Origin of the sequence: Roseomonas sp. CAU 1739 (assembly GCF_039839775.1) — a bacterium.
Classification (GTDB): domain Bacteria; phylum Pseudomonadota; class Alphaproteobacteria; order Acetobacterales; family Acetobacteraceae; genus Neoroseomonas.
Genome location: NZ_JBDOQQ010000020.1, coordinates 18365 through 39778, shown reverse-complemented (window position 1 = coordinate 39778; position 21414 = coordinate 18365). Strand labels below are relative to the sequence as shown.

Annotated in this window: 20 protein-coding genes; 7 read left to right on the top strand and 13 right to left on the bottom strand. The window is 67.9% G+C overall.

The features are described 5' to 3' along the window. Positions 1-2: 2 nt before the first annotated feature. From AAFN86_RS25055 to AAFN86_RS25045, 3 genes are all read right to left on the bottom strand, one after another. The gene (locus AAFN86_RS25055) at positions 3-1400 is read right to left on the bottom strand and encodes an amidase (protein WP_347546331.1); all 1398 of its coding nucleotides are present in this window, start codon (positions 1398-1400) and stop codon (positions 3-5) included. Then, on the bottom strand, positions 1400-1576 hold the full coding sequence (locus AAFN86_RS25050) for a hypothetical protein (RefSeq protein WP_347546330.1): 177 nt from the start codon (positions 1574-1576) through the stop codon (positions 1400-1402). The genes AAFN86_RS25055 and AAFN86_RS25050 overlap by 1 nt, the downstream gene beginning before the upstream one ends. Positions 1577-1946: 370 nt before the next feature. After that, complete coding sequence (locus AAFN86_RS25045; RefSeq protein WP_347546328.1) at positions 1947-2354, bottom strand: globin family protein; 408 nt, start codon at positions 2352-2354, stop codon at positions 1947-1949. 383 nt (positions 2355-2737) lie between these two features. Between AAFN86_RS25045 and AAFN86_RS25040 the strand changes: the two genes are divergently transcribed. The 5 genes from AAFN86_RS25040 to AAFN86_RS25020 all read left to right on the top strand — a co-directional run bounded on the left by AAFN86_RS25040 (position 2738) and on the right by AAFN86_RS25020 (position 6669). Then, on the top strand, positions 2738-3937 hold the full coding sequence (locus AAFN86_RS25040) for a CoA transferase (protein ID WP_347546327.1): 1200 nt from the start codon (positions 2738-2740) through the stop codon (positions 3935-3937). Between the two features lie 22 nt (positions 3938-3959). Next, positions 3960-4487, top strand: coding sequence for a biotin transporter BioY (locus AAFN86_RS25035; RefSeq protein WP_347546326.1), 528 nt, complete (start codon positions 3960-3962; stop codon positions 4485-4487). 65 nt (positions 4488-4552) lie between these two features. Beyond that, positions 4553-5455, top strand: coding sequence for a hydroxymethylglutaryl-CoA lyase (locus tag AAFN86_RS25030; protein WP_347546325.1), 903 nt, complete (start codon positions 4553-4555; stop codon positions 5453-5455). 65 nt (positions 5456-5520) lie between these two features. Continuing rightward, positions 5521-6426, top strand: coding sequence for a trypsin-like peptidase domain-containing protein (locus AAFN86_RS25025; RefSeq protein WP_347546324.1), 906 nt, complete (start codon positions 5521-5523; stop codon positions 6424-6426). Positions 6427-6537: 111 nt separating this feature from the next. After that, positions 6538-6669 carry a peptide chain release factor 1 gene (locus AAFN86_RS25020; RefSeq protein ID WP_347546323.1) on the top strand — a complete coding sequence of 44 codons (132 nt, stop codon included), beginning with the start codon at positions 6538-6540 and terminating at the stop codon, positions 6667-6669. Between the two features lie 554 nt (positions 6670-7223). Here AAFN86_RS25020 and AAFN86_RS25015 read toward each other — a convergent pair. Further along, the gene (locus tag AAFN86_RS25015; protein ID WP_347546322.1) at positions 7224-7655 is read right to left on the bottom strand and encodes an Rrf2 family transcriptional regulator; all 432 of its coding nucleotides are present in this window, start codon (positions 7653-7655) and stop codon (positions 7224-7226) included. 83 nt (positions 7656-7738) lie between these two features. On the opposite strand from AAFN86_RS25015, the gene AAFN86_RS25010 reads away from it, so the two are divergent. Next, complete coding sequence (locus AAFN86_RS25010) at positions 7739-7891, top strand: hypothetical protein (RefSeq protein ID WP_347546321.1); 153 nt, start codon at positions 7739-7741, stop codon at positions 7889-7891. Between the two features lie 57 nt (positions 7892-7948). Continuing rightward, positions 7949-9184 (top strand): NnrS family protein, encoded by a 1236-nt coding sequence (locus AAFN86_RS25005; protein ID WP_347546320.1) that lies wholly within the window; start codon positions 7949-7951, stop codon positions 9182-9184. On the opposite strand, the gene AAFN86_RS25000 is transcribed toward AAFN86_RS25005, so the two are convergent. From AAFN86_RS25000 to AAFN86_RS24960, 9 genes are all read right to left on the bottom strand, one after another. Continuing rightward, positions 9136-9612 (bottom strand): hypothetical protein, encoded by a 477-nt coding sequence (locus AAFN86_RS25000; RefSeq protein ID WP_347546319.1) that lies wholly within the window; start codon positions 9610-9612, stop codon positions 9136-9138. The two genes, AAFN86_RS25005 and AAFN86_RS25000, sit on opposite strands and share 49 nt — an antisense overlap. Positions 9613-9624: 12 nt before the next feature. Beyond that, positions 9625-10572 (bottom strand): polysaccharide deacetylase family protein, encoded by a 948-nt coding sequence (locus AAFN86_RS24995; RefSeq protein ID WP_347546317.1) that lies wholly within the window; start codon positions 10570-10572, stop codon positions 9625-9627. Between the two features lie 11 nt (positions 10573-10583). Next, on the bottom strand, positions 10584-12167 hold the full coding sequence (locus AAFN86_RS24990) for an ABC transporter substrate-binding protein (RefSeq protein WP_347546316.1): 1584 nt from the start codon (positions 12165-12167) through the stop codon (positions 10584-10586). Positions 12168-12550: 383 nt separating this feature from the next. After that, positions 12551-14254 carry an ABC transporter ATP-binding protein gene (locus tag AAFN86_RS24985; protein WP_347546315.1) on the bottom strand — a complete coding sequence of 568 codons (1704 nt, stop codon included), beginning with the start codon at positions 14252-14254 and terminating at the stop codon, positions 12551-12553. Further along, entirely contained in the window at positions 14251-15396 is a 1146-nt protein-coding gene (locus tag AAFN86_RS24980) for an ABC transporter permease (protein WP_347546314.1), read from the bottom strand. The genes AAFN86_RS24985 and AAFN86_RS24980 overlap by 4 nt, the downstream gene beginning before the upstream one ends. Next, positions 15396-16382: an ABC transporter permease gene (locus AAFN86_RS24975; RefSeq protein WP_347546313.1), complete on the bottom strand. Its 987-nt coding sequence runs from the start codon at positions 16380-16382 to the stop codon at positions 15396-15398. The genes AAFN86_RS24980 and AAFN86_RS24975 overlap by 1 nt, the downstream gene beginning before the upstream one ends. 16 nt (positions 16383-16398) lie before the next feature. Further along, on the bottom strand, positions 16399-18336 hold the full coding sequence (locus AAFN86_RS24970) for an ABC transporter substrate-binding protein (RefSeq protein WP_347546312.1): 1938 nt from the start codon (positions 18334-18336) through the stop codon (positions 16399-16401). Between the two features lie 465 nt (positions 18337-18801). Further along, positions 18802-20121 carry a hypothetical protein gene (locus AAFN86_RS24965; protein ID WP_347546311.1) on the bottom strand — a complete coding sequence of 440 codons (1320 nt, stop codon included), beginning with the start codon at positions 20119-20121 and terminating at the stop codon, positions 18802-18804. Between the two features lie 59 nt (positions 20122-20180). Beyond that, positions 20181-21380 carry a polysaccharide pyruvyl transferase family protein gene (locus AAFN86_RS24960; protein WP_347546310.1) on the bottom strand — a complete coding sequence of 400 codons (1200 nt, stop codon included), beginning with the start codon at positions 21378-21380 and terminating at the stop codon, positions 20181-20183. Between the last annotated feature and the right edge of the window lie 34 nt (positions 21381-21414).

Below are 21414 nucleotides of genomic sequence, written 5' to 3'. Positions count from 1 at the left end.
CCTCACGGCGCGGGGCGAAGGTCCTTCCAGGGTGCGGCACGTTCATATGCCGCCGCCGCGCGGTAGATCGTCGCCTCCTCGAAGAAGCGCCCGACCAGTTGCAGGGCGAGCGGCAGGCCCTCCTCCTTCGACAGGCCGCACATCAGCGTCAGCGCCGGGTGCCCGGTGACGTTGAAGGGGGTGCGCGCCTGGCGTGGATAGGTGATCTCGACCGCTGCCGGGTCGTCGATGCGGCAGGCGGGGTCCATGCTGCTGGCCGTCAACAGCAGGTCGACGCCGGCGAAGGCATCCTCCACCGCGGCGATCAATTCACGCCGGCGGCGCTGGGCCTGGACGTAGTCCTCCGCCCGGACGAACAGGCCGGGGGCGAGGCGCTTTCGGGTCAGGTCGGAATAGCCCTCCGGTGTATCGCGCAGCCACCGCCCATGGATGGCAGCGGCTTCCGACAGCAGGATGGCGCGGTTGACACCGGCGAATTCGTTGAGCGACGGCAGGGTGACGATCTTCATCTTCACACCCTCCTTCGCCAGGAGTTTCGCCGCGGTTTCCAAGGCGGCGGATATTTCCGGCGTGGCGGGCTGGTCGGCCTCATGGAAATGGCGGACGAAGCCGATGGTCAGGCCCTTCAGGCCCTTCTTCATGTGGCGGCCGTAATTCTCCGCGCGGCGCGCGGCGCTGCCCGGGTCCTCCGCGTCATGCCCCGCGATGACGCCGAGCAGCATGGCATTGGAGGCAACGTCCTTCGTCATCGGCCCGACATGGTCGAGCGTGAAGGCCAGCGGAAAGACACCGCGACGCGACACCAGCCCGTAGGTCGCCTTCATGCCGACGATGCCGCAATGGCTGGCCGGGTGCCGGATCGATCCGCCGGTGTCGGTGCCGAGCGCTGCCGGCAGGATGCCCGCACCCACCGAGGAACCGGAGCCCGATGACGACCCTCCCGGATGATGCGCCGTGTTCCAGGGGTTGCGCGCCGGCGGGAAGGGCAGGTCGAAGGCCGGCCCGCCGATGGCGAATTCATGGGTGGCGAGCTTGGCCGGAAACACCGCCCCCGCCGCACGCAGCTTCGTCACCACCGCCGCATCGGCCGTCTTCCGGTTGTCGAGCAGATGGCGCGAATGGCAGGTGGTGACCTGCCCGGCCAGGTCGATGATGTCCTTCAGCCCGATCGGCAGGCCATCGATCGGCGATCGCGGACCGGACCGCGCGATGCGCCGCCCGGCCTTCTTCGCATCCTCCCGCGCATCGTCCCACAGCGGGAGGATGGTGGTGTTGAGTCGCGGTTCCAACGCGTCGAACCGCGCGCGCAGCGCGTCGAGGTATTCGACCGGCGAGATCCGCCGGCGGGCGATGGCCGCTGAGGCTTCGGCGAGCGTCAGTTCATGCGGCTGCGAGGCCATCAGCGGGCGACCGGCACGGCATAGGCCGGGATCGGCTCTGCGCGCTCATCGGCGGGGCGTGTGAAGGCGCCGGCCAGGCGGCGCGCATGGGCGGTCGCCTCTGCGATCTCGGCCGTCCGGTCGCGCCACTTGTCCCCCAGACCCGCCGCGCGGGCGAGCGCCTCGTCCTCGGTCATGCCCCAGCCATCCTTGTGCCTGCTTGGCGGCAAACTGCCGCAAAAGGGCCAGGGGCGGAAGTTAGCCGAGGAGGATGGCAGGGGTAGGGCGGGCGCGTGGCAGGTTGGAGGGGCGCTGCCCCTCCAAACCACCCCGCCAGGGGCCATCGGGCCCCTGGACCGCGGGCTTTTGGCACCGGGCGGCATGGTTCAGCGTTGGAGATGCGACCGATGGGCCTTGCGCCGGGATTCGGCCCATCGCTGGGCCAAAAACCTGCGGGCCATGTGGTGCTGACCGCGGCGCGGCGCCCGGTCGAGGTGTCCAGAGGCCTTTAGGCCTTTGGTGGGGTGAGGTCCGGAGAGGGGCAACGCCCCTCTCTGGTGCCTCCGTCTAGGCCGCCGCCTTCCGCATCACCCCCGCCAGCAGCGTATAGGCGGCGAGCCAGGCCGATTGGGCTTCCTCGGTCCAGGCCGGCCCCAGGCCGCGTTCCAGCGTCCAGAGCAGCGCGGCGCCGACGCTGTCGTACTGGCTATCCGCCACGCCATACCCCGCATGGCGGCGGGCCAGGGCTTCGGCGGCGGGGATGATGTCCTGTGGCCGGGACAGGCCGGCGACCACGGTGCCGAGCATGGTCATCAGCTTGCGCTTCTGTTCCGGCAGGGTCTCGGCCTTGAACAGCGGGCGGGTGGTGGGGTCGAGCTCGAACAGCCGGTCGTAGAACAGGTCGGCGGCGGTGTTGGCGATCGGTACGACCTGCTTCCACGTCGTCTGCACGATGCGCGTCTGATCCGGGGTCATGGTCCATCCTCATCTCGGTCGTGAGGACGCCACTGTGCCGCACGGTGCGGTTGCGATGCAGCAAGGATCGTTTCGTAGAACAAAAAAGTTGGGGGCGGCACCGTCGGGGTGCCGCCCCCGAAGTCTGGCGGCCCAGAAGTCGGACCGGGGCACCGGGCAGGGAGGAACCCGGGCCGTCCAGGGTGCCGCGGCGCCAAAGCGCCCCGGCTCGCGCAGCCTGCGCCCGCACGGGTTGCCGAAGCGTTGCCGGCGCGACGGAACGATCGAAGCATCCGCGCGTGTCTGTCCTGGATTGACCGCGCGCAGTCGGGACATCGCCTCTGGCGATCCCCACGCACAGGGCTGATTCCAGCCGCAGGCGATCTGCTCTATTGGATCAGGCCATGACGCATGCGCCCAGATTGCCCCTCGCCGGGCTGAAGATCGTCGAACTCGGCCACTACATCGCGGCACCCTTCGCCACGCGGCTGCTGGCCGATCTCGGCGCCGAGGTGGTGAAGGTGGAACCGCCCGACGGCGATCCGGTGCGCGGCTGGGGGTCCAGCGTGGACGGCAACGCCGTCTGGTTCAGCGTGCATGGGCGCAACAAGCTGTCGGTCACGCTCGACCTGAAGAAGCCCGATGACCGCGCGAAGCTGGTGGCGCTGCTGAAGCGCGCGGATGCGCTGGTGGAGAATTTCCGCGCCGGCTACCTCGAGCGCATCGGACTGGGGCCGGATGTGCTGCATGCGGAGAATCCGCGGCTGATCATCGGGCGCATCTCCGGCTACGGCCAGGACGGGCCGTATCGCGATAAGCCGGCCTTCGGCGCGATCGGGGAGGCGATGGGGGGCCTGCGCCACCTGACCGCCAACCCCGGCCAGACCGAGTATCCGCCGCCACGCTGCGGGGTGTCGATCAGCGACGACCTGGCGGGGATGTACTGCGCCATGGCGGTGGTCGCAGCCTGCTGGCAGGTGAAGGGCGACCCGGCCGCGAAGGGGCGCGTGGTCGATGTGGACCTGGTGTCGTCCGTCTTCTCGCTGATGGAGGGGATGCTGCCGGAATACGGGCTGTTCGGCTGGGTGCGGCAGCCGCAGGGCGCGGCGATCAAGACGGCGGCACCCACCAACACCTATCCCTGCGCGGACGGGAAGTGGCTGTGCATCGCCGGCAATTCCGACCTGATCTTCAAGCGGCTGATGGGTGCGATCGGCCAGCCGGCGATGGCCGCCGACCCGCGCTTCGCCAATAATGCCGGGCGTTGCGAGAATGTCGCGGAACTCGACGCCGCCATCGCCGACTGGACGCGGACGCGGACGGGCGCCGAGGCGGAAGCCGTTCTGGAAGCCGCTGAGGTGCCCTGTTCACGCCTGTTCGACATGGCCGATTGCGCCACCGACCCGCATTTCCGCGACCGCGGCTGGGTGATGGAGGTAGCGGACCCGTTGCTCGGCCAGGTGCTGCACCCGGCGGCACCGTTCCGGTTTGATGGGGTGAGCCCGCGGGAAATGGTGCGCTGGCCGGGTGTGGCGGCGGGTGCGCATAACGAAAAGGTCTTCGCTGCGCTCGATCGCGGGGAGACCGCGCCGCTTTCGGCGTGACGGAATACGAAGGACACATCCCATGACGACCATGACGAACACGGCCACGCGCAGCGCCGCGATGGCGCGCTTCTGGGGCTTTGCGCTGCTCGGTTCGGCCGTGCTGGCCGCCTCGGCGCAGGTCAGCCTGCCCATGTGGCCGGTGCCGGCGACGCTGCAGACGCTGGCGGTGCTGCTGCTGGGCGCGCTGGGCGGATCACGGTTGGGGGTGGCGAGCGTCGCGCTGTACCTCGCCGAGGGTGCGGCCGGCCTGCCGGTCTTTGCCGGCGGTGCGGGCGGGTTGCCCGTGCTGGCGGGGCCGACGGCGGGCTATCTGCTGGGCTTCCTGCCGGCGGCCTGGATCGCCGGACAGGCGGGGCGGGGCGCGCTGCGCCAGGCCGCCGTGCTGGCCGCCGCGCATCTGGTGTTGTTCGTGCCGGGTGTGATCTGGCTGGCGGGTTTTGTCGGCATGGAACGAGCGATGATGGCCGGCTTCATGCTGTTCGTGCCGGGCACGTTGGTGAAGACGGCGCTGGCCTTCGCCACGCTGCGGGCATTGCGGCGGGGCTGATCGCAGCCCCCCTCGCGCCGCCGACGCAGAAGTGGGAAAATGGTCGTCGAGACCAGGAGGAATGCATGCCCGAGACCGCCATCATCAGCGAGGTCGCCCCGCGCGACGGCATCCAGTCGATCACCGGCGCGCTCGTGACGACCGAGGCCAAGATCGCCCTGATCCAGGCCTGCTACGATGCCGGGCTGCGGCGCATGGAGGTTGGCTCCTTCGTCTCGCCCAAGGCGATCCCGCAGATGGCGCAGACTGAGGTCGTGCTCGCCGCCTGCAAGCGGATGCCCGGCCTTGAATCCACCGTGCTGGTGCCGAACCGCCGCGGCTTCGACAGCGCGATCGAGCACGGCGCCGACCGGCTCGGTTTCTTCATGTCGGCTACCGCCGGGCACAACAAGGCGAACCTCAACCGCACGCGGGAGGAATCCTTCGACGAACTGGCGAAGCTGGTGCGCGACACGCCGAAGGGCACGAAGATCCGCTTCAACCTGTCCTGTGTGTTCCATTGCCCCTTCGACGGCGTGGTGCCCGAAGCGGAGGTGCTGCCCTGGGTGGAACGCATCGTCGCCCTGGATCCCGATATGGAGATCGCGCTCGCCGACACCACGGGCAATGCGAGCCCCGACCAGGTCTCCCGCATCTTCCGCCACGCCATCGGCGCCTGGGGCAACCGCTTCGCCTTCCACGGGCATGACACCTACGGCATGGGCGTCGCCAATGTCTCCGCCGCCTGGGAAGCCGGCTGCCGCGTATTCGACTCCGCCGCGGGCGGCATTGGCGGCTGCCCCTTCGCGCCGGGTGCCACCGGCAATGTGGCCACCGAGGACCTGGCCTGGATGTTCCGCCGCATGGGCGTGACGACGGGCATCGACTGGAACCGGCTGCTGGTCGCCGCCGACATGGCGGCAGCCATTCCCGGTGCGGTGCCGGGCGGGCGGATGCGCGCGGTGCCGGCGGCACGGCAGGCGGCGTGACGCCGCGCCCGGCCGCGTCGCGCGCCCTTTCGCCGGCGGCCCCGGCTCCCAATCTGTTGGCGCAGATGCGTTACGCCCCCAGCCTGGTCCTGCTGCTGCTCGCCACCGCCTGTGCGCCGCTGGGCGAGGCGCCGTCGGCCACCGCCCCGCAACCTGGCGCGCCGGCGGACGGCACCATCGTCACCGACTATGGCGGCGGCACGGCACCTGTCGCCCAGTATGTCCGGCTGCCGGACGGCCGGGCGATGCCGACCGAAGGTGCGCCTGGCGCCGCGGCTGCTGGCCCGCCCGCCGGCAAGCCTGGCGAGGGCACCAGCGTCGCCGAAGCCCCCACCCCGCCGCGTGAAGGGCGCGCGATCGGCACCGGGTCGGCCTTCGCCGTCACCGCCAATGGGCTTGCCGTGACCAACGCCCATGTCGTGCAGGGCTGCCGCACGGTGGTGGACGACCAGGGTCGCCAGGCGCGCGTCATCGCATCCGACCGCCGGCGCGACCTCGCGCTCATCAATGTGGGGCGCAGCTTCCCCTCGGTCGTGCGCTTCCGCGACCGCGCGGCGGTCGACCTCGGCGAGACGGTGCTGGTCTTCGGCTTCCCCTATGGCCAGGCGCTCGGCACCGGGCTGAACGTAACCAACGGGATCGTCACCGGCCTCGCCGGGCCCGGCGGCGACGCATCCCGCTTCCAGATGAATGCCGCGGTGCAGCCGGGCAATTCCGGCGGGCCGGCGGTGGATGATGCCGGGCTGCTGCTGGGCGTGGCGGTCGGGCGGCTGAACGACATCGCCGTGCTGCGCGCCACGGGTTCCCTGCCGCAGGGCGTGAACTTCGCCATCCGCGCCGACCAGGTGGAAGGCTTCCTTGCCGAGCAGGGCGTGCGGCCCGAGCGCGGCGCGCATGGTGCCGGTACCGGCGCCCGGGCGGTTTCGGCGGCGGTCGCGCCGGCGGTGTTCCAGATCCTCTGCCGCGGGTAAGCCACGTCACCGCATCCTGCCCGGCCGCGGCCGTAACCTTTCCACGATTCAGGCACTTTTCACGGTCACTGTCTGCATCATGCCGCCGGAGATCGCGGCCTGGAGGGTTGCATGTCGGAGGCCGAGATCGAGCGGCGGATGGCGGAGCTGGACCGCCTGTTGAACGACCCCGAGACGCGGATGGACGCGGAGCGGGTATGGGCGATCCTCGCCGAGATCAAGCGGGCGGCGCCGCGCCGGTGAACGGCTGGAGGGGCCGCGCTCCCTCATGGCCACATTGCCGAACACGAAGACAAGCCAGAAACGGGATCGTGGCTCCTGGCGTCGTCTCCGCTGGGAAAAGCGCCGGCGGCCTTCTGCATGTCCATGAGCTGCCCGACCAGTTCGATGCCGGGCGGATCGTCAGGTGCGTCGCCTGGCGTGGCGAACAACGTGCCGACCAAGCCCGTGCGGCCTCCAGGACGCCCTGCCCCTTCCCGAAAGCAATGGCCCGCCGCGGCTCTGCGACGCGGTCGGCGCAGGTCTGCGCGAGGTTTGGGTGGAAAGCCGCTGCTCCGGTGATCACCTCTGCTGACGCCGCCAGCCATTCATCGGGCGGCGCCTGGAGCATGCTGCGTTCGCATGCACTCACGCCGCATGCTCCGGCCTATTGTTTTGAGAGCATCTTCACCCGATCAGGTGATTCCATCTGATCAGGATCTGCCCCAACCGAATCGATCTCCGATGCATCCTCAAGCGTGGATCCGGCGCAGCAACAGGTCGCGCCCACCCGGCAAGGTTGGCGGCTTGGCCCGTCTTCAGGCCGCGATTCCCAGCAGGTCCTGCAACTGCCCGCCGGACTGGGCGAGATCGGCGAGGGTGGTGGCATCCAGCACCGCGAGGAACGCCTCCCGCGCCTCATGCATCGTGCGCTTCAGGCGGCAGGCCGGCATGATCACGCAGGCCCCGCCCGCCAGGCACGGCACGACCGCCATGTCCGGTTCCATCTGCCGCACCACGTCGCCGACCGTGATCTCGGCCGCGGGCCGCCCCAGCGCGAGCCCGCCTCCACGCCCGCGCACGGTGTTCACATGGCCGGACTGCCCAAGCAGATGCGCGACCTTCATCAGATGCGCTTCCGAGATGCCATAGGCCGTCGCCACCTCGGCGATGGTCGCCCGCCCACCCGGCTTCACCGCCAGGTGGATCAGCATGCGGAGGGAGTAGTCGGTCAGGACGGTCAGGCGCATGAGCTAAAGATACATATTATATATTGCTTTTCAAGCACTAAGCGCCCATAAGGTTGATGCAACATAGACCTTAAAGGGCCACCATGACGCCGCTCCGTCTCTTCCTCCTCCCGGGCAATCTCGTCAGCGACGCCCTTCACATCGCCGATCCCGAGAGCCGCACGATGCTCCGCTCGCTCGTGAACATGCTGGTGTGGAACTTCATCGGCGTCTTGGCGGTCCTTCCTTTCGTCTGATCCGTCATCGCGGAGCACGCCAGCGCCGCCCCCAATGTCCCGAAGGCAGGCATGCCAATGAGTGCAGCAACAAATCCGCCCGGTCGTGGCGTGGCGTCCGTCGCCGCGCCAAGGCGCGGGCTACGCTTCGCCCTGCTGGCCCAAGGATTTCGCCCCTTCTTTCTCCTGTCGGGGATCTGGGCCCTGTTGGGCGTGGCGCTCTGGGCCTCTGCGCTGTCCGGGATGCCGGTGCCAGAAGGGCCGCTCCCGCTCGTGCGATGGCACGGCCATGAGATGCTGGCCGGCTTCGTCGGCGCCGCGATGGTCGGCTTCCTGTTGACCGCCGTGCCGAACTGGACCGGGCGGCGCGGCCATGCCGGTGCATCGCTGGCCATCCTGGTGACGGTCGTCCTGGCCGGGCGCCTCGCCTTGCTGCCCGGCTCGCCCCTGCCGACGGGCATCGCCGTCGCCATCGCGCTGGCGGGCCTGCCGACGCTCCTGCTGCTGTTGCTGCCCTCCCTGGCGAAAGCCGGGCAGCCAAGGCTGTTCGGCCCGCCCCTCATCGTGCTGCTGTTCTGGGGCGGCGACCTCCTCATGCTGGGTGGGACTGCCGGCTGGTGGGCAGCCGACACCTGGCGGCTGGGGCAACTGCTGTCGGCCAATGCGGCCCTCGCCCTGGTCGGGCTGATCGGCGGGCGCATCGTGCCTTCCTTCACCCTGAACGCCCTGCGCAAGACTGGCAGGCCGGCCGAGCCTGCGCCGCTGCCAGGCGTCGACCGTGCCGCGGTCTTGTCCCTGCTCAGCGTGGTGGTGATCGACCTTGTCCTGCCGGACAGCATGGCGGCCGGTGGCGTTGCAGCACTGGCGGCGATCCTGGTCGGGCTTCGGCTCTCGCGCTGGCACGGGCTGCGGACGCTCGGCCTGCCGATCGTCTGGGTGTTGCACCTCGCCTACGCCTTCGTGCCGCTGGCGCTGGCCACCAAGGCGGCCTTCCTGTTGGGTGGCATGCCATGGGCGGTGAACTGGCTGCACCTGCAGGGTGCGGGTGCCCTCGCGCTGATGATCGTGGCGGTGATGACCCGCGCGGCACTGGGCCACACCGGACGTGACCTGGTCGCCGCCCCGGCCACTGTGTTGGCCTATGTGCTGATCGCGCTGGCCGCGCTGATGCGCTGCTTCGGGCCGCCGCTCACCGGCGGGGCATTGGTGACGCTGATGGTCGCAGGGGTGCTCTGGGTCGCGGCCTTTGTCCTGTACCTGACGGTCTACGCCCCGGTACTGCTGTTCGCCCGGCCGGACGGGAAGCCGGGGTGAAAAGCGCGTTCAGCCATGCCATCCGGCAAGCCTGCCCGGTCCTTTCCCACGCCGCCTGCGACGGACAGGGCTGGCGCGTTGTGTTCCTGCTCATCGAAGGTCAGGCCAGTGATCATCGCGGCGCCGCTCGCATGCAGACCCGGTTCCCAGCCGGGGCGGAGGAAACAATCGTGGATCGTGGCTGAGACATCGCCCACCTTCGCGACGCCCTGACCACGCGCGGCATCGCACCCTGCATTCCATCGACGCGCAGTATCAAGCAACCCATCCCGCACAACGCCTTTCTCCACCGCCAGCGCCACCGCATCGCGATCATGCTCGGCAGGTTCAAGGACGGGCGCCGCTTTGCACGGCACCATGATCGCCGCGCACACACCTTGTTCAGCACCATCACGCTCGCTGCCGCCGTCACCTTCCGGCTCAAGCAATGAGTCCTGAGCCTAGATGAAGGCGAACTCCTCCTCCTCGGGCACCACGCCAATGGCGCGCTCCGCGACATCGGCGAGCGTCGTTCCAACAGGTCGAAGGCCGGCGCGGCCGCATGCCGCGCACATCTCGTCCAGCATCTCCTTGAAGCGCTGCGTGAAAGGGTCGGCCGCATCGCGATACTCAAACATGTTGTGGCTGATGGCATTCAGCACGGGTACCGCCGGCGCCCGCGCGGTGACTTGAGCCACGATGTTCTCCGCGATGCTGCGATAGGTGATGCCGAACTGGCCTACCCAATCCGTATCCGGCCGGAAATCGGCCGGCATCCGCCTGCCATTGGAGGCTATCAGCACCTGCGAGACGTCGGCCGAGAGCGGCATGTTGCCGAATTCGAGGTCCCCCGCGATCTGCCGGAAGGTCGCGTTCGGCCGATGCGGATCAGGTTCGCAGCCTGTCCATACCGAGCGGGTTGCACGATAGACGCGCTCCGGGGCCGATATCGATCCGCCACGGAACCCCAATGCGGTCAGCACCCGGAATGTGCTGTCGTTCGCCGAGAAGGTACCTGGGCGAAACCACAGCGGATGTCGTCCCATGGCTTCGTGGAAAAGTGTGGCTGCCTCCGAAAGCAGCGCCGTGGCATCCGCTTCCGCAAGGTCGCCGAAATGGCAACGGAAGCGCTTCCCGTCGTATCGTGCGTAGGAATACTTCCAGGGATGCATATGCAGGCCGACGCAATGCCCTTCGGCTTCGAGCGATCTGAACAGATCAGCCTGGGCGAGGATCGTCTCGGGATGGACGAAGAACGTGCATGGGAAGCCATAGGACTTCGCGATCTCCGCATAGCCGGTCACTGCGCGTTCCCCCATCGCCCAGTCGCGCGGCCCGGTGGCCTTCGGATGGCTGGTCGCCGTGCTTGGCTCGCAATCCATGGTGATGACGACGCTGATGTCCTGCACTTCTATGTCCTTTACGGCTGACGCTTGACGTCGAAGGCGAAGGCGGATTCGTCGGCGCGACCCACCATGGCGAGGCGGCCGCGCAAGGCCCAGGTGTTCACTTGGAAGTGCAGCGGGACCACCGCCACGTCGTCCATCGCGATGCGTTGCGCCTCAGCCAGGATCCTTTCCCGCACAGCATCGTCGGTGGTGCGGGCCGCGAGCGCGAGGCGCGCATCAAGCCTGATGTTCGAGTATCGCCCGCGGTTGTTGGTCCCGAGCCCGGCGGCAAGGCTCTGCGTGGCAAGCGTTGCCGTCAGCACTGACAGCGCCTCACCATTCGCCGGGAAGGCAGTCAGGTAGACGCTGAATTCCGGCGTGCCCAGTTCTCCTCCGGATGTCGCCCGGGTGAAGAAGGTATTGCGCGTATACGTCTCAAGCGTCGTGCGCACGCCGATCCGCGTGAACATCTGCGCCACCGCCTCGGCGACGCGGGCATCGTTCACATAGCGGTCATTGGGCGAATGCAGCGTGATCTGGAACCCGTTCGGATAGCCCGCCTGTGCAAGCAATGCCTGAGCGCGTGCGGGCGAGAAGGGATCGGCCTGCAGTCCCGGATCGAAGCCGAGGAAGCCTTCCTGGACGAGCTGGCCAGCCGGAACCGCGGCACCTTCCATCGTCCGCGTCACGATCGCATCGCGATTGATCGCCAGTGAAAGCGCGCGCCGCACCCTGGCGTCGCGCAGCGGATTGGGCCGCAGCGGCTGGCCCTCGTTGTCGCGGATGAAGGGCGAGATATCGCGATTGCTGTCCAGCGACAGAAAGACGATGTAGCTGGACGGCACCTGCACCACCGATACACCCGGCGTGCCACGCAGACGCGCCATGTCAGCAGTTGGGACATGATCGATGATGTCGGCCTGCCCGGCGAGCAGGGCCGCGACCCGCGCCGGATTGGCGCGCATGAGGCGGATCGTCACCTGGCGCCATTCAGGTCGGCCGCCCCAATAACTGTCGTTGGCCGTCAGTTCCACCCGCTCGCCGGGCCGGAAGGAGGAGAGGCGGAACGGACCGGTCCCGACAGCGGCGGTGCCCGCATTGAATTGCTCAGTGCCGGCGCCCTCGGCCGCGCGGCGCGACACGATCGCGACCATGGCGAGGTCACTGAGCATCAGCGGATAGGGACCGGGCGTTTCGATGCGGATCGTGTGATCATCGATGACGGTAAGCGTCTTGCCGCGTGTGAACAGTGCGAAGCTGCCGGGGCTGTTCTGCACGCGGGGGACGCGGTCGAAGGAGAAGGCGACATCCGCGGCAGTCAGGGGTGTGCCGTCATGGAAGGTGACGCCGCGGCGTAGGCGGAACTCCCAGGTACGATCGTCGATGATGCGCCAGGACTCGGCCAATCCCGGATGCGGCTGGAGACGCGCGTCCGTGTGGATCAGGTTGTCGAAGATATGGCGGGCGACCTGGTTGTTCGGCGCCGTGTAGTGGAAGTGTGGGTCGATCGCCGTCGGTTCCTGCTGCACCGCGATCGTCAGCGACTGCGCGTGCGGACCCGAATGGACGAATGCTGCGGCGAGAACAGCAACAATGGCGGCGAGCACCTGGCGCATCTGCAACCCCCTCGGCCTATCGAAGAAGCGTATCGTCGGCACTTGGCGTCGGCAACCTGGCAAAGCCAGGCTTGGGGATGCCTTCGACGCCACCTCGGCCATGCCGGCGGGCTTATCCGGAGGGCCGACGCGGGATCAAAAGCCGGGCATCCCAGCAGCGCGTCGGTCGTGGGCTGGAACCTTGGCGGCGCACGTTTGCCCGCATGTCAGGCGGTCGTCGCAGAACGCGCGGCCGTCTTCGGCGATATTCAAGAGGACGAATATTCTGAGCGGCAGCGTGCCACGGATCGTGGTTGCGATCCGGACGCGTCGGATGGAACCACCCTGCCTATCCGTGCTCCTCATCTCCGACGCACACTCGATCCTACAATCGAGGACCAGCGCTACTCCATCCGGTAGCGATGCCGCAGATGCATTCGCCGCTCGCCGGGGTCCGGACGCGGCACGGCCGAAAGCAGGGCCCGCGTGTACGCATGTTGCGGATCATCGCAGACCTGAAGCGTTTCGCCGGTTTCCACGACACGGCCGCGAAGCATCACGGCCACGCGGTCACACATGTAGCGGATGACGGAGATGTCGTGGCTGATCAGAATGAGGGCGAGGTCGAGCTCATCCTGCAATTCGAGCAGCAGGTCGAGCATTCGAGCACGGATCGAAACGTCGAGTGCCGATGTCGGTTCATCCGCGACGATCACCCGCGGAGACAGTGCAAGCGCGCGGGCAATGCCGATCCGCTGCCGTTGACCGCCTGAGAAGGCATGCGGATAGCGTTCCGCCGAACTCGGCTCGATCCCGACACGCGTCAGCAGGGCCGCAACCTTGTCGCGCAGTTCGGTGCCCCGCGCCAGGCCGTTCACCAGCAAGGGCTCGCCAACGATCTGGGCAACCGTCATCCGCGGGTTCAGGCTGGCGAAGGGGTCCTGGAACACCATGCGGATCTCGCAGCGCGCCGCGCGCAGCGCCTCGTCCCGCGCCGTGACGAGGTCGATCACCGAACCGTCGCGCCGGCGGTACTCGATGGCGCCGCCGGTCGGATCGACCACGCGCAGGATGCAGCGGCCGAGCGTGGTCTTGCCCGAACCGCTCTCGCCCACCACACCGAGCGTCTCGCCGGCCCGCACGTCCAGGGAGATGCCGTCCACCGCCCGCACCTCGGTGGTCTTGCGCCGGAACAGACCCTTGCCGCTGGAGAAGCGCATCTCGACATCCCGCAGGCTCAACACCGACGGCCCGACGGGGCGGCCCGGTCGTGCCAGGCGGATGGCCGAAGGGCGCTCCAGCTTCGTCACGTTGCCGAGCAGCATGCGCGTATAGGGATCGCGAGGATCGGCGAAGAGGTCCCTCACCTTGCCGCGTTCGCGCACCCGGCCGCGTTCCATGACGACCACGTCATGCGCGATCTCGGCGACCACGCCCATGTCGTGCGTGATGAACATCATCGTCATGCCACGCTCGTCCTGCAGACGCCGCAGCAGATCCAGGATCTCGGCCTGGGTCGTGACATCCAGTGCCGTGGTCGGTTCGTCCGCGATCAGCACCGAGGGGTTGCAGGCCAGCGCCATGGCGATCATGGCGCGCTGCCGCATCCCGCCGGAGAACTCGAAGGTGTAGCGATCGACGGCAGTCTTCGGGTTGGGGATCTCCACCTGCGCCAGCAGTTCGGCCGCGCGCGCGCGGGCCTCCCGCCGCGATACACCAAGATGCAGGCGCACCGCCTCGCCAATCTGGTCGCCGATCCGGTGGACCGGTGACAGCGAGGACATCGGTTCCTGGAAGATCATCGCGACGTCGTGGCCGCGCAGTTCGCGGATCGCGCGGCTGCGCGGATGCAGGGCCGCAAGATCAAGTTCGGGCTGGTCGGGCCGGCGCAGCAGGATGCGCCCGGCCGTGATCCGCCCCGGCGGGTCGACGATCTGCAGGACGGCGCGTGCCGTCACGCTTTTGCCCGAACCGGATTCGCCGACGACGCAGGTGGTCTTGCCGCGCACCAGCGACATCGAGACGCCATCCACCGCGCGCACCAGCCCCGCCCGCGTCGGGAAGGAGACGTGCAGGTCCTGGATGTCGAGAGCGAGGTCTTCGGTCATTTCTGGTACGGGTCCGCGGCATCGCGCAGGCCGTCGCCCAGGAAGTTCAGCGCGAGCACCGCCAGAACCACCGCCCCGCCGGGCGCGAACAGCCACGGCGCCGTCGCGATCGACCGGATGTTCTGCGCTTCCCGCAGCAGTACTCCCCAGGAGATGACGGGTGGTTGCAGGCCAAGGCCAAGGAAGGACAGCGCCGTCTCCGCCAGGATCATCGCCGGAATGGCCAGGGTGACGGAGGCAATGATGTGAGAGGCGAAGGAGGGCAGCATGTGGCGGAAGATGATGCGACCTTCCGAAACGCCATCGAGCCGCGCAGCCGTGACGAAATCCTCGGTCCGCAGCGACAGGAAGCGGCCGCGCACCACGCGCGCCAACTGCGCCCATCCGACCAGGCTGAGGATGATGGTGATGCAGAGGTAGATGCGTTCCGGCGGCCAGTTCTGCGGCAGGGCGGCACCGAGGGCGAGCCAGATCGGGATGGTCGGCAGTGACAGGACGAACTCGATCACCCGCTGCACGGCGAAGTCGATCCTTCCCCCGTAATAGCCGGACACACCGCCCAGCAGCAGTCCGATGACCAGCGAGAGGAACACACCTGCCAACCCGATCATCAACGAGGTCTGCGCCGCCACCATCATGCGACTGTAGACGCAGCGGCCAAGCCGGTCGGCACCGAGGAGATACACCTGGTCGCGCGGGTTCTCGGGCGCCAGGAGGTGCGTGGTGCTGGGGATCAATCCAAACAGGTGATGCTCATACCCCTCGGCAAAGAAGGTCAGGTAGATCTTGCGGTTGCCGTCGGGGCGGAAGGTTGGCGCCAGCGTCACCGGATCGCGCACCATGCGCATCGCCTGGACATGGGGGCGGAAGCGCCAGGATCCGTCCTCGGCCGTGTCGATCCAGTGCAGCGTCTGCGGCGGGTGGAACACCGCGCGGGCATTCTGCCGCCCGGGTTCGTTGATCGCGAAGAAGCCGGGGATGGCGGCGACCAGATAGAGGAACAGGACGATGATGCCACCGAGCATCGCCAGGCGATGGCGCTTGAAGCTCCACCACATCAGCCGCCATTGCGACGCGACGGCGAAACGCTGATCGGCGGGCTGCGGTTCCGGTGGCGCGGCAGTCGTGATCGGCTGGTCCATCAGTCGTACCGGATCCGCGGATCGATCATGGCGAGCAGGATGTCGGAGAGCAGCATGCCCACCAGCGTCAGCGTGCACATCAGCAGCAGGAAGGCACCGGCGAGATACATGTCCTGCGCGAGCAGGGCTTGAAGCAGCAGCGGTCCGGCGATCGGCAGGCTCATCACCACCGCGACGATCGTGGCACCCGAGATCAGCTGCGGCAGCATCCAGCCGATGGTGGAGACCAGCGGGTTGATCGCGAGGCGTACGGGGTACTTCACCAGGAGCCAGAATTCCGAGAGCCCCTTGGCCCGCGCGGTAACGACATAGGGGCGATGCAACTCATCGAGCATATTGGCACGCATGATGCGGATCAGCCCCGCCGTGCCGTTCACGGCGAGGATGGTGACCGGCACCCAGAGATGCGCCAACAAGTCCTGCACCTTGGCGAGCGTCCAGGGCGCGGTCTGGTATGCCTCACTGAACAGGCCGGAGACATCCTGGCCAAGATGCACCACCGCCACATACATCAGCACGAGCGCCAGCAGGAAGGACGGGATGGCGAGACCCAGGAAGGCGATGAAGGTGAAGAAGTAATCCGCGAAGCTGTATTGCTTCACCGCCGACAGCACGCCGATCGGCAGGGCGATGGCCCATGTCAGGATCAGCGTCGAGGTCGTCAGCAGCAGCGTCAGTCCCATTCGTTCCCAGATCAGGCCGGAGACCGGCTGCTGCCATTCGAAGGACAGGCCGAAATCACCCCGCAGCAGGATGCCGCTGATCCACAGCCAGTACTGCACGATGAAGGGCTGGTTGAGGCCGAAGCGCTCCCGCAGTTCCATCGCGGTGCGCTGGTCCACGATTTCATTGGATGCCGCTAGGGTCGCGACATAGGTCGTGACGTAGTCCCCTGGCGGCAGCTGGATCAGGAAGAAGGCCAGGAAGCTCACCGCCGCCAGCGATGGGATCATCCACAGGAGGCGGCGCAGGATGAAGCCGGTCATGCGCCGCGCCCTGGCGTCACGAGGTGAAGAAGAACTGCTGCGGCATGGATGGTCCCGGATGCGGCCAGGACCAGCTGTTCGGCATGCTCGCCGGCACCCCGCGCAGGCGGTTCGACGCCACGCCGAAGCTGTTCGGCGCCATCGCCACGCCGAGGCATTCGAATTGCTCGGCGGCGATGTCGAAGACCTGCTTCATCAGCCGGCCCTGTTCGGCCGTATCGGGGGTCGAACGCGCGGCGTCGTACAGCCGCATCCTCTCCTTCTGATGATCCGGCGGCTCGACACCTTCCTTGCCGCCGGAGGCGTACCAGACCGCCCAGGGAATGGCGTAGCGTGTGCCCTGCGGGTGCTGCGCGAAATAGTCGCGCGGATCGAGCATCGGCTCGAGCCCACCCGGGCCGGGCCACACCGCCATGTCGGGATCGTTGTTGTCGCCACGGGTGTAGTACAGCGACCGATCGATGGCGTTGATCTTCAGGTCGATGCCGATCTCGGCCCAGTGCCGCTTGATCAGTTCAAGCGCATCGTTGTTGTCGGGATACAACGCGGTGATCACGTCGATCGTCAGGAACACCCGCTGCCCGTCGGGGCGCAGGCGGAAACGCTGTGCATCGCGGCGGTTGTAGCCCAGTCGATCGAGGATGCGGTTCGCCTCGGCCGGATCATGGTCGGTGAACTGACGCGCCAGCTTCTCATGATACCAGGGATGCGTCGGGCGGGGTCCGATCTGCCACGGCTCGCTCTGGCCGAGATAGACGATGTCCACGATCTCCGGCCGATTGATGCCGAGCGACAGGGCGCGCCGGAAATCCTTGTTCCCCAACATCTCCCGCATCTTCGGGTCCTTGTGGGTGATGTTCGGGTAGATCGTCATGGAGTTGGACAGCGCGGCCACCGTCTCGAACATCCGGTATCCGCCGCGCTGCTGGTTCTGCGAGACGACCGGCTTGTTCGCGAGCGTGTCGATATGGCGTTCCTGCAGGTCGAGCCTTCCGCCGATGACATCGAGCATCAGGCTCTCGACATCCTGGTAGATCTGGAAGTTCAGCCGGTCGACATAGGGCAGTTGCCGGCCGTCCGTATCGACCTGCCAGAAGAACGGGTTGCGCTTCATCGTCACGCGCGTCGCGCCGCCCTGGTAGGGCTCATCGATCACCCAGGGTTCGAGCGTCGGCTTCTCCGGGTTCGACCAGCGCGACGGGATCTCGATGTCGCCGCAGCGCTGGCGGAACAGCTGCGCCCAGTCCGACACGTTCGCCGCCCGCAGCACCGCTGGAAGGTCCGTGTTGAAGCGCGGATGGAATCGCGAGCAGTAGTGCTTGGCGAACAGCGTCGGGTGCTGGCCGAGCGGTGTCGCCATTTGCTGGAGGAACAGCCCGTAGGGGCCGGCGAAGGTGAAACGCACCGTGGTGTCGTCAACCTTTTCGCAGCGCACCGGCTGGCCATCGATCACCCACAGGCTTGGCGGGGAGCGGAAGAGCTCGGTGTTCAGGATGCAATCATTGATCGAAAACAGGATGTCGTCGGCGGTGAAGGGTGTCCCGTCGGACCAGCGCATGCCGGGGCGGAGCTTGAAGGTGAAGACCTTGCTGTCGGGGCTGACCTCCCAGGATTGCGCGACACCGGGCAGCACATCGGTGAAGGCCATGTTCCAGCGCGTCAGCCCCTGGTTGCCGACCAGGCGGAGAATGCCATTGTGATCGGAACCGCCGCGGAGGCCGCGACGCAGCGTGCCGCCGTAGCGGGCGTTGGGCTCGTTCGGCGACACCACCAGGGGCGCGGTGCCGACGCGTTCTGCCAAGGGTGGCAGTCGGTTCTGCTGGACGAGGGCCGCGAGATCCGGCGCTTCCCGTGGTGCGGGTTGCGCTCGCGCGACCGCCGGCAAGCCACCCGCAAGTGCCACGGTCGCCGCACCTTGAAACAAGCGACGGCGATTGAAGCCGATGTCGTCCATATCCGAGCGCTCCCACCCACATTGTCCCGGCTCAGGCCGGATTTTGAGGAATGCTGGCATGGCGATCCCCGCGGCGGCAAGCGGGGGGATCGGACACCGGGCCTGGCCTGGCCTCAGCGCGCGTCGGCCGGCGGCCCCAATCGCCCGTCAGCCCCGGTTCGGGGAGGCGAAATGGAGAGAAGCCGGCACTTTCATAGCGTCGGTCATCGCGTCGATGAGGCTGGGCGCCTTCGCAGCCGGCGCCTGGCGCACGGCGTTGGGCAGTCTGCCGGCATCGGCAAGGCTCCACGACCGCAACGCGAAGGCCCTGGCGTCGGTCCGGAAGTCGGGAATGGTGGTTTGGACGCCGGAATGCCGGCCGTCGCACAGCCCACGGTGACCCTGCTGGACATTGCCGAGGGATTCGCCTCTGGACAGCCCGTCACGAGGCTGGTGCCGAAGCCGATCGTCGCCGCTCGGTCTCGACTATCCTTCGCCCCGAACGCAACGCCGCACGGCCCAGGCGCCGTCGTACCACAGCGCTTCAAGGCCGCTCGGTGCCCGCAAAGCATCGTTCCGGATGGTCATGCCGGGTGGGCAGGGCCACGGTACCACGCCGGGCCTGCCGCAGGCTCGCAGCGTGGCCGCGCGGTCCCGCGCCGTGCTGTGCAGCGCGCAGTCGGGGGCGGTTACGCCGTATTCGGGCCAGGTCAGTACGACCTCGCGCGGTGCTCCGCCGTCGCCGAGCACCTGCCGGAATTCCACGAGCCTGGCGGTCCCCTCGGTCCAGGTGGGGGACAGCCAGCCCCCTTCGGTGAACTCGTTCCAGCCATAGACCAACACGCTCCGGAACGGCGATGTCGCGGATCGAATGGCGGCGCGCAGGGCATTGTCGAGTTCGCCGGGTCGTGGCGGATCGCACCAGTTGGGGCTTCCCGGCGCGCCCGTGCGCTGTCCGCGCGCCTCGATGCGCGGCCGATAATCCCAGCCCGTCGTCAGGTTGGGCAGGACGGGCAGGCCGCTCGCGGCGAGGGCCTGCCAATGCGCCTGCATCCTGGCGACGCAGGACGCGTATGACAGGGCCCGGCCGCCGCTGCCTGCCGGCACGACATAAGCCGAGAGCATGTCCATCCCCAAAGCCCGCGCCAGTTCCGCCCCACGTTGCGGGTCCGCGTGCAGGAAGATGGCGAGAAGTCGGACGCCGCTTTGCCGATGCACCGCGTCCCGCAGCGCCGCGAAGGCGTCACGGAAGCGCTCGGGCGAGCCCAGCGACCGCGACCACGCTTCCGGCTCATGCCCGAAAAGGAAGATCGGCGCGGTGCCGTCGGGCGCGCGGATGTAGTCCGGATGCGCCACGAGCTGCGCCAGTGTCTCGGCGGTATCGGCGAAATCCTCCTGAGGGAAGGATTGGTTCAGGCTGATGGCGAAGCGCATTCCGCCGCGATCCGGCAGCCGCAGGAAGCTGGCAAGGGTGCGGTTCAGCCCCAATTGCCGTGCCGGAGCCCGGCCCCAGGATCCCGCTTCGGGGTAGAGGCCGAAGACGAAGTAGTCCAACCCGCCGGCGCGGGCATAGGCATTGTCCGCGGCCAGCACGTTCTCCAGCGCGCCATTGATCCGCAAAGTGCCATCGGCGTCGCGCGCGGCATGGAACGGCATGCGCGACCGCCATTGCGGCGTGTCGAGCAATGCAATCTCGGGCGAGTTCGGTAGCCAATCATCCCAGCGTATGGCGCCAACCATCACGGCCTGTGCGCGCGCGGCACCATGCGTGAGCAACAGCGCGAGCACGGCCAGGACGTATCTCAAGCGTCGCGTCCTCCACTCAGGCAGGCGAGACGGCACCGCCATGCGGTATCGACGCTTCGTCAGGCGGCGGCCTGCACGGGCCCCTGGTCCATTTCTGCATGCATGGCGATGTCGAGCCCGTTGCGCCGCAGGAACAGCCTCCATTCCATCGTGAGTCGGCCCAGCTGCGCGAGGAACGGCCGATAATCGGCCTCGGCAGCACGTTCGAGGATCTCCTCCGCCGGCACGGGGCGTTCAAGCAGCAGATGCGGCACGCGCAGCAACTCGCACAGCTCCAGCGTCCGCATGTCATGCACGAGGAAATAGGCCGGCGTGCCGGCCAGCAACGCCGCGATGTTGCCGTGGAAGCGGCTGCCGATCGACACGGTCATGGTCTGCATGCAGCCGACCCAGTCCTCGACGGAGAAGAACATCCGCACCCGGCGCTCCAGGAAGATGCGCAGATCCTCGCGGGATGCCGAAAGGTCGAAGATCTCCGCGATGTGCTGCGCCAGCGTTGCCGCCTTCCGACCGTCCCCGGCCGTCATGGCGGCGAGGAAGTCCATCTCCGCCCGCTCGTTCTGAAGCATGTAGTACGCGTTCTCGCCGAGCAGGCGCTGGAAAAGCCCGTTCTCCGACGCGCGCATCGCCTCGGGATACAAGGCATGGCGACGAACATTGTTCGACAGGTTCACCGCCACCTTGTCGCGCGCGGGAACGGCCCCGGCCAGGCGTTGCAGCGTTTCCGCCCGCAGCCCCAACAGCGACGGGCAGCCGACAATGCTGAGATTGCGCATGCCCATGTCCCACAGCACCTGCGCCGTGAACGCCCCACGCACGCCGATGGAGCCCTGTTCATTCATCAGGCGCAGCAGGCGCTCGGTACCGGGCTTGAGCGCCGGCGCTTCCCCGGGGCGAAGCTGGGACCCGAGGCCGAAGCAGAACAGCGGCACCTTGGCCCGGGCGAAGTAGTCGGCATGGTCGGTGAGGTCCACGCCATTGCCGACGAAGTTCGAGGCCGGCACGAAGACACGATCGAAATGCTCATGCAGGCGCTCGGCCGGAATGGCGCCGAAGCCCGGATGGAAGGCCTTCTGGGCGCAATCCGTGCCGTGGAACAGGCCATGGCCGATGAAGAGGTTGCCGGTATTGGCACCGGTCGCCTCCAACCCCTCGGCCAGGCTGGCATGGGCGCCGACATGCGCCGGCGCCCCCCAGAAGCAGATGCGTTCGCCCGGGGCGGCGATGCGAAACAGGGGTGGCAGTGCGGTCTCGCTCATGGGGCCTCCAGGCAGGTGTCGTGGCGCCGAAACT

Coding starts and splice junctions, on each gene's coding strand:
- AAFN86_RS25035 (WP_347546326.1), top strand. CDS start 3,960: ATGACGACCATGACGAACACGGCCACGCGCAGCGCCGCGATGGCGCGC.
- AAFN86_RS25055 (WP_347546331.1), bottom strand. CDS start 1,400: ATGGCCTCGCAGCCGCATGAACTGACGCTCGCCGAAGCCTCAGCGGCC.
- AAFN86_RS24990 (WP_347546316.1), bottom strand. CDS start 12,167: ATGCGCCAGGTGCTCGCCGCCATTGTTGCTGTTCTCGCCGCAGCATTC.
- AAFN86_RS24960 (WP_347546310.1), bottom strand. CDS start 21,380: ATGAGCGAGACCGCACTGCCACCCCTGTTTCGCATCGCCGCCCCGGGC.
- AAFN86_RS25010 (WP_347546321.1), top strand. CDS start 7,739: ATGACGCCGCTCCGTCTCTTCCTCCTCCCGGGCAATCTCGTCAGCGAC.
- AAFN86_RS25050 (WP_347546330.1), bottom strand. CDS start 1,576: ATGACCGAGGACGAGGCGCTCGCCCGCGCGGCGGGTCTGGGGGACAAG.
- AAFN86_RS24975 (WP_347546313.1), bottom strand. CDS start 16,382: ATGACCGGCTTCATCCTGCGCCGCCTCCTGTGGATGATCCCATCGCTG.
- AAFN86_RS25015 (WP_347546322.1), bottom strand. CDS start 7,655: ATGCGCCTGACCGTCCTGACCGACTACTCCCTCCGCATGCTGATCCAC.
- AAFN86_RS25045 (WP_347546328.1), bottom strand. CDS start 2,354: ATGACCCCGGATCAGACGCGCATCGTGCAGACGACGTGGAAGCAGGTC.
- AAFN86_RS24980 (WP_347546314.1), bottom strand. CDS start 15,396: ATGGACCAGCCGATCACGACTGCCGCGCCACCGGAACCGCAGCCCGCC.
- AAFN86_RS25005 (WP_347546320.1), top strand. CDS start 7,949: ATGAGTGCAGCAACAAATCCGCCCGGTCGTGGCGTGGCGTCCGTCGCC.
- AAFN86_RS25030 (WP_347546325.1), top strand. CDS start 4,553: ATGCCCGAGACCGCCATCATCAGCGAGGTCGCCCCGCGCGACGGCATC.
- AAFN86_RS24985 (WP_347546315.1), bottom strand. CDS start 14,254: ATGACCGAAGACCTCGCTCTCGACATCCAGGACCTGCACGTCTCCTTC.
- AAFN86_RS24970 (WP_347546312.1), bottom strand. CDS start 18,336: ATGGACGACATCGGCTTCAATCGCCGTCGCTTGTTTCAAGGTGCGGCG.
- AAFN86_RS25020 (WP_347546323.1), top strand. CDS start 6,538: ATGTCGGAGGCCGAGATCGAGCGGCGGATGGCGGAGCTGGACCGCCTG.
- AAFN86_RS25025 (WP_347546324.1), top strand. CDS start 5,521: ATGCGTTACGCCCCCAGCCTGGTCCTGCTGCTGCTCGCCACCGCCTGT.
- AAFN86_RS25040 (WP_347546327.1), top strand. CDS start 2,738: ATGACGCATGCGCCCAGATTGCCCCTCGCCGGGCTGAAGATCGTCGAA.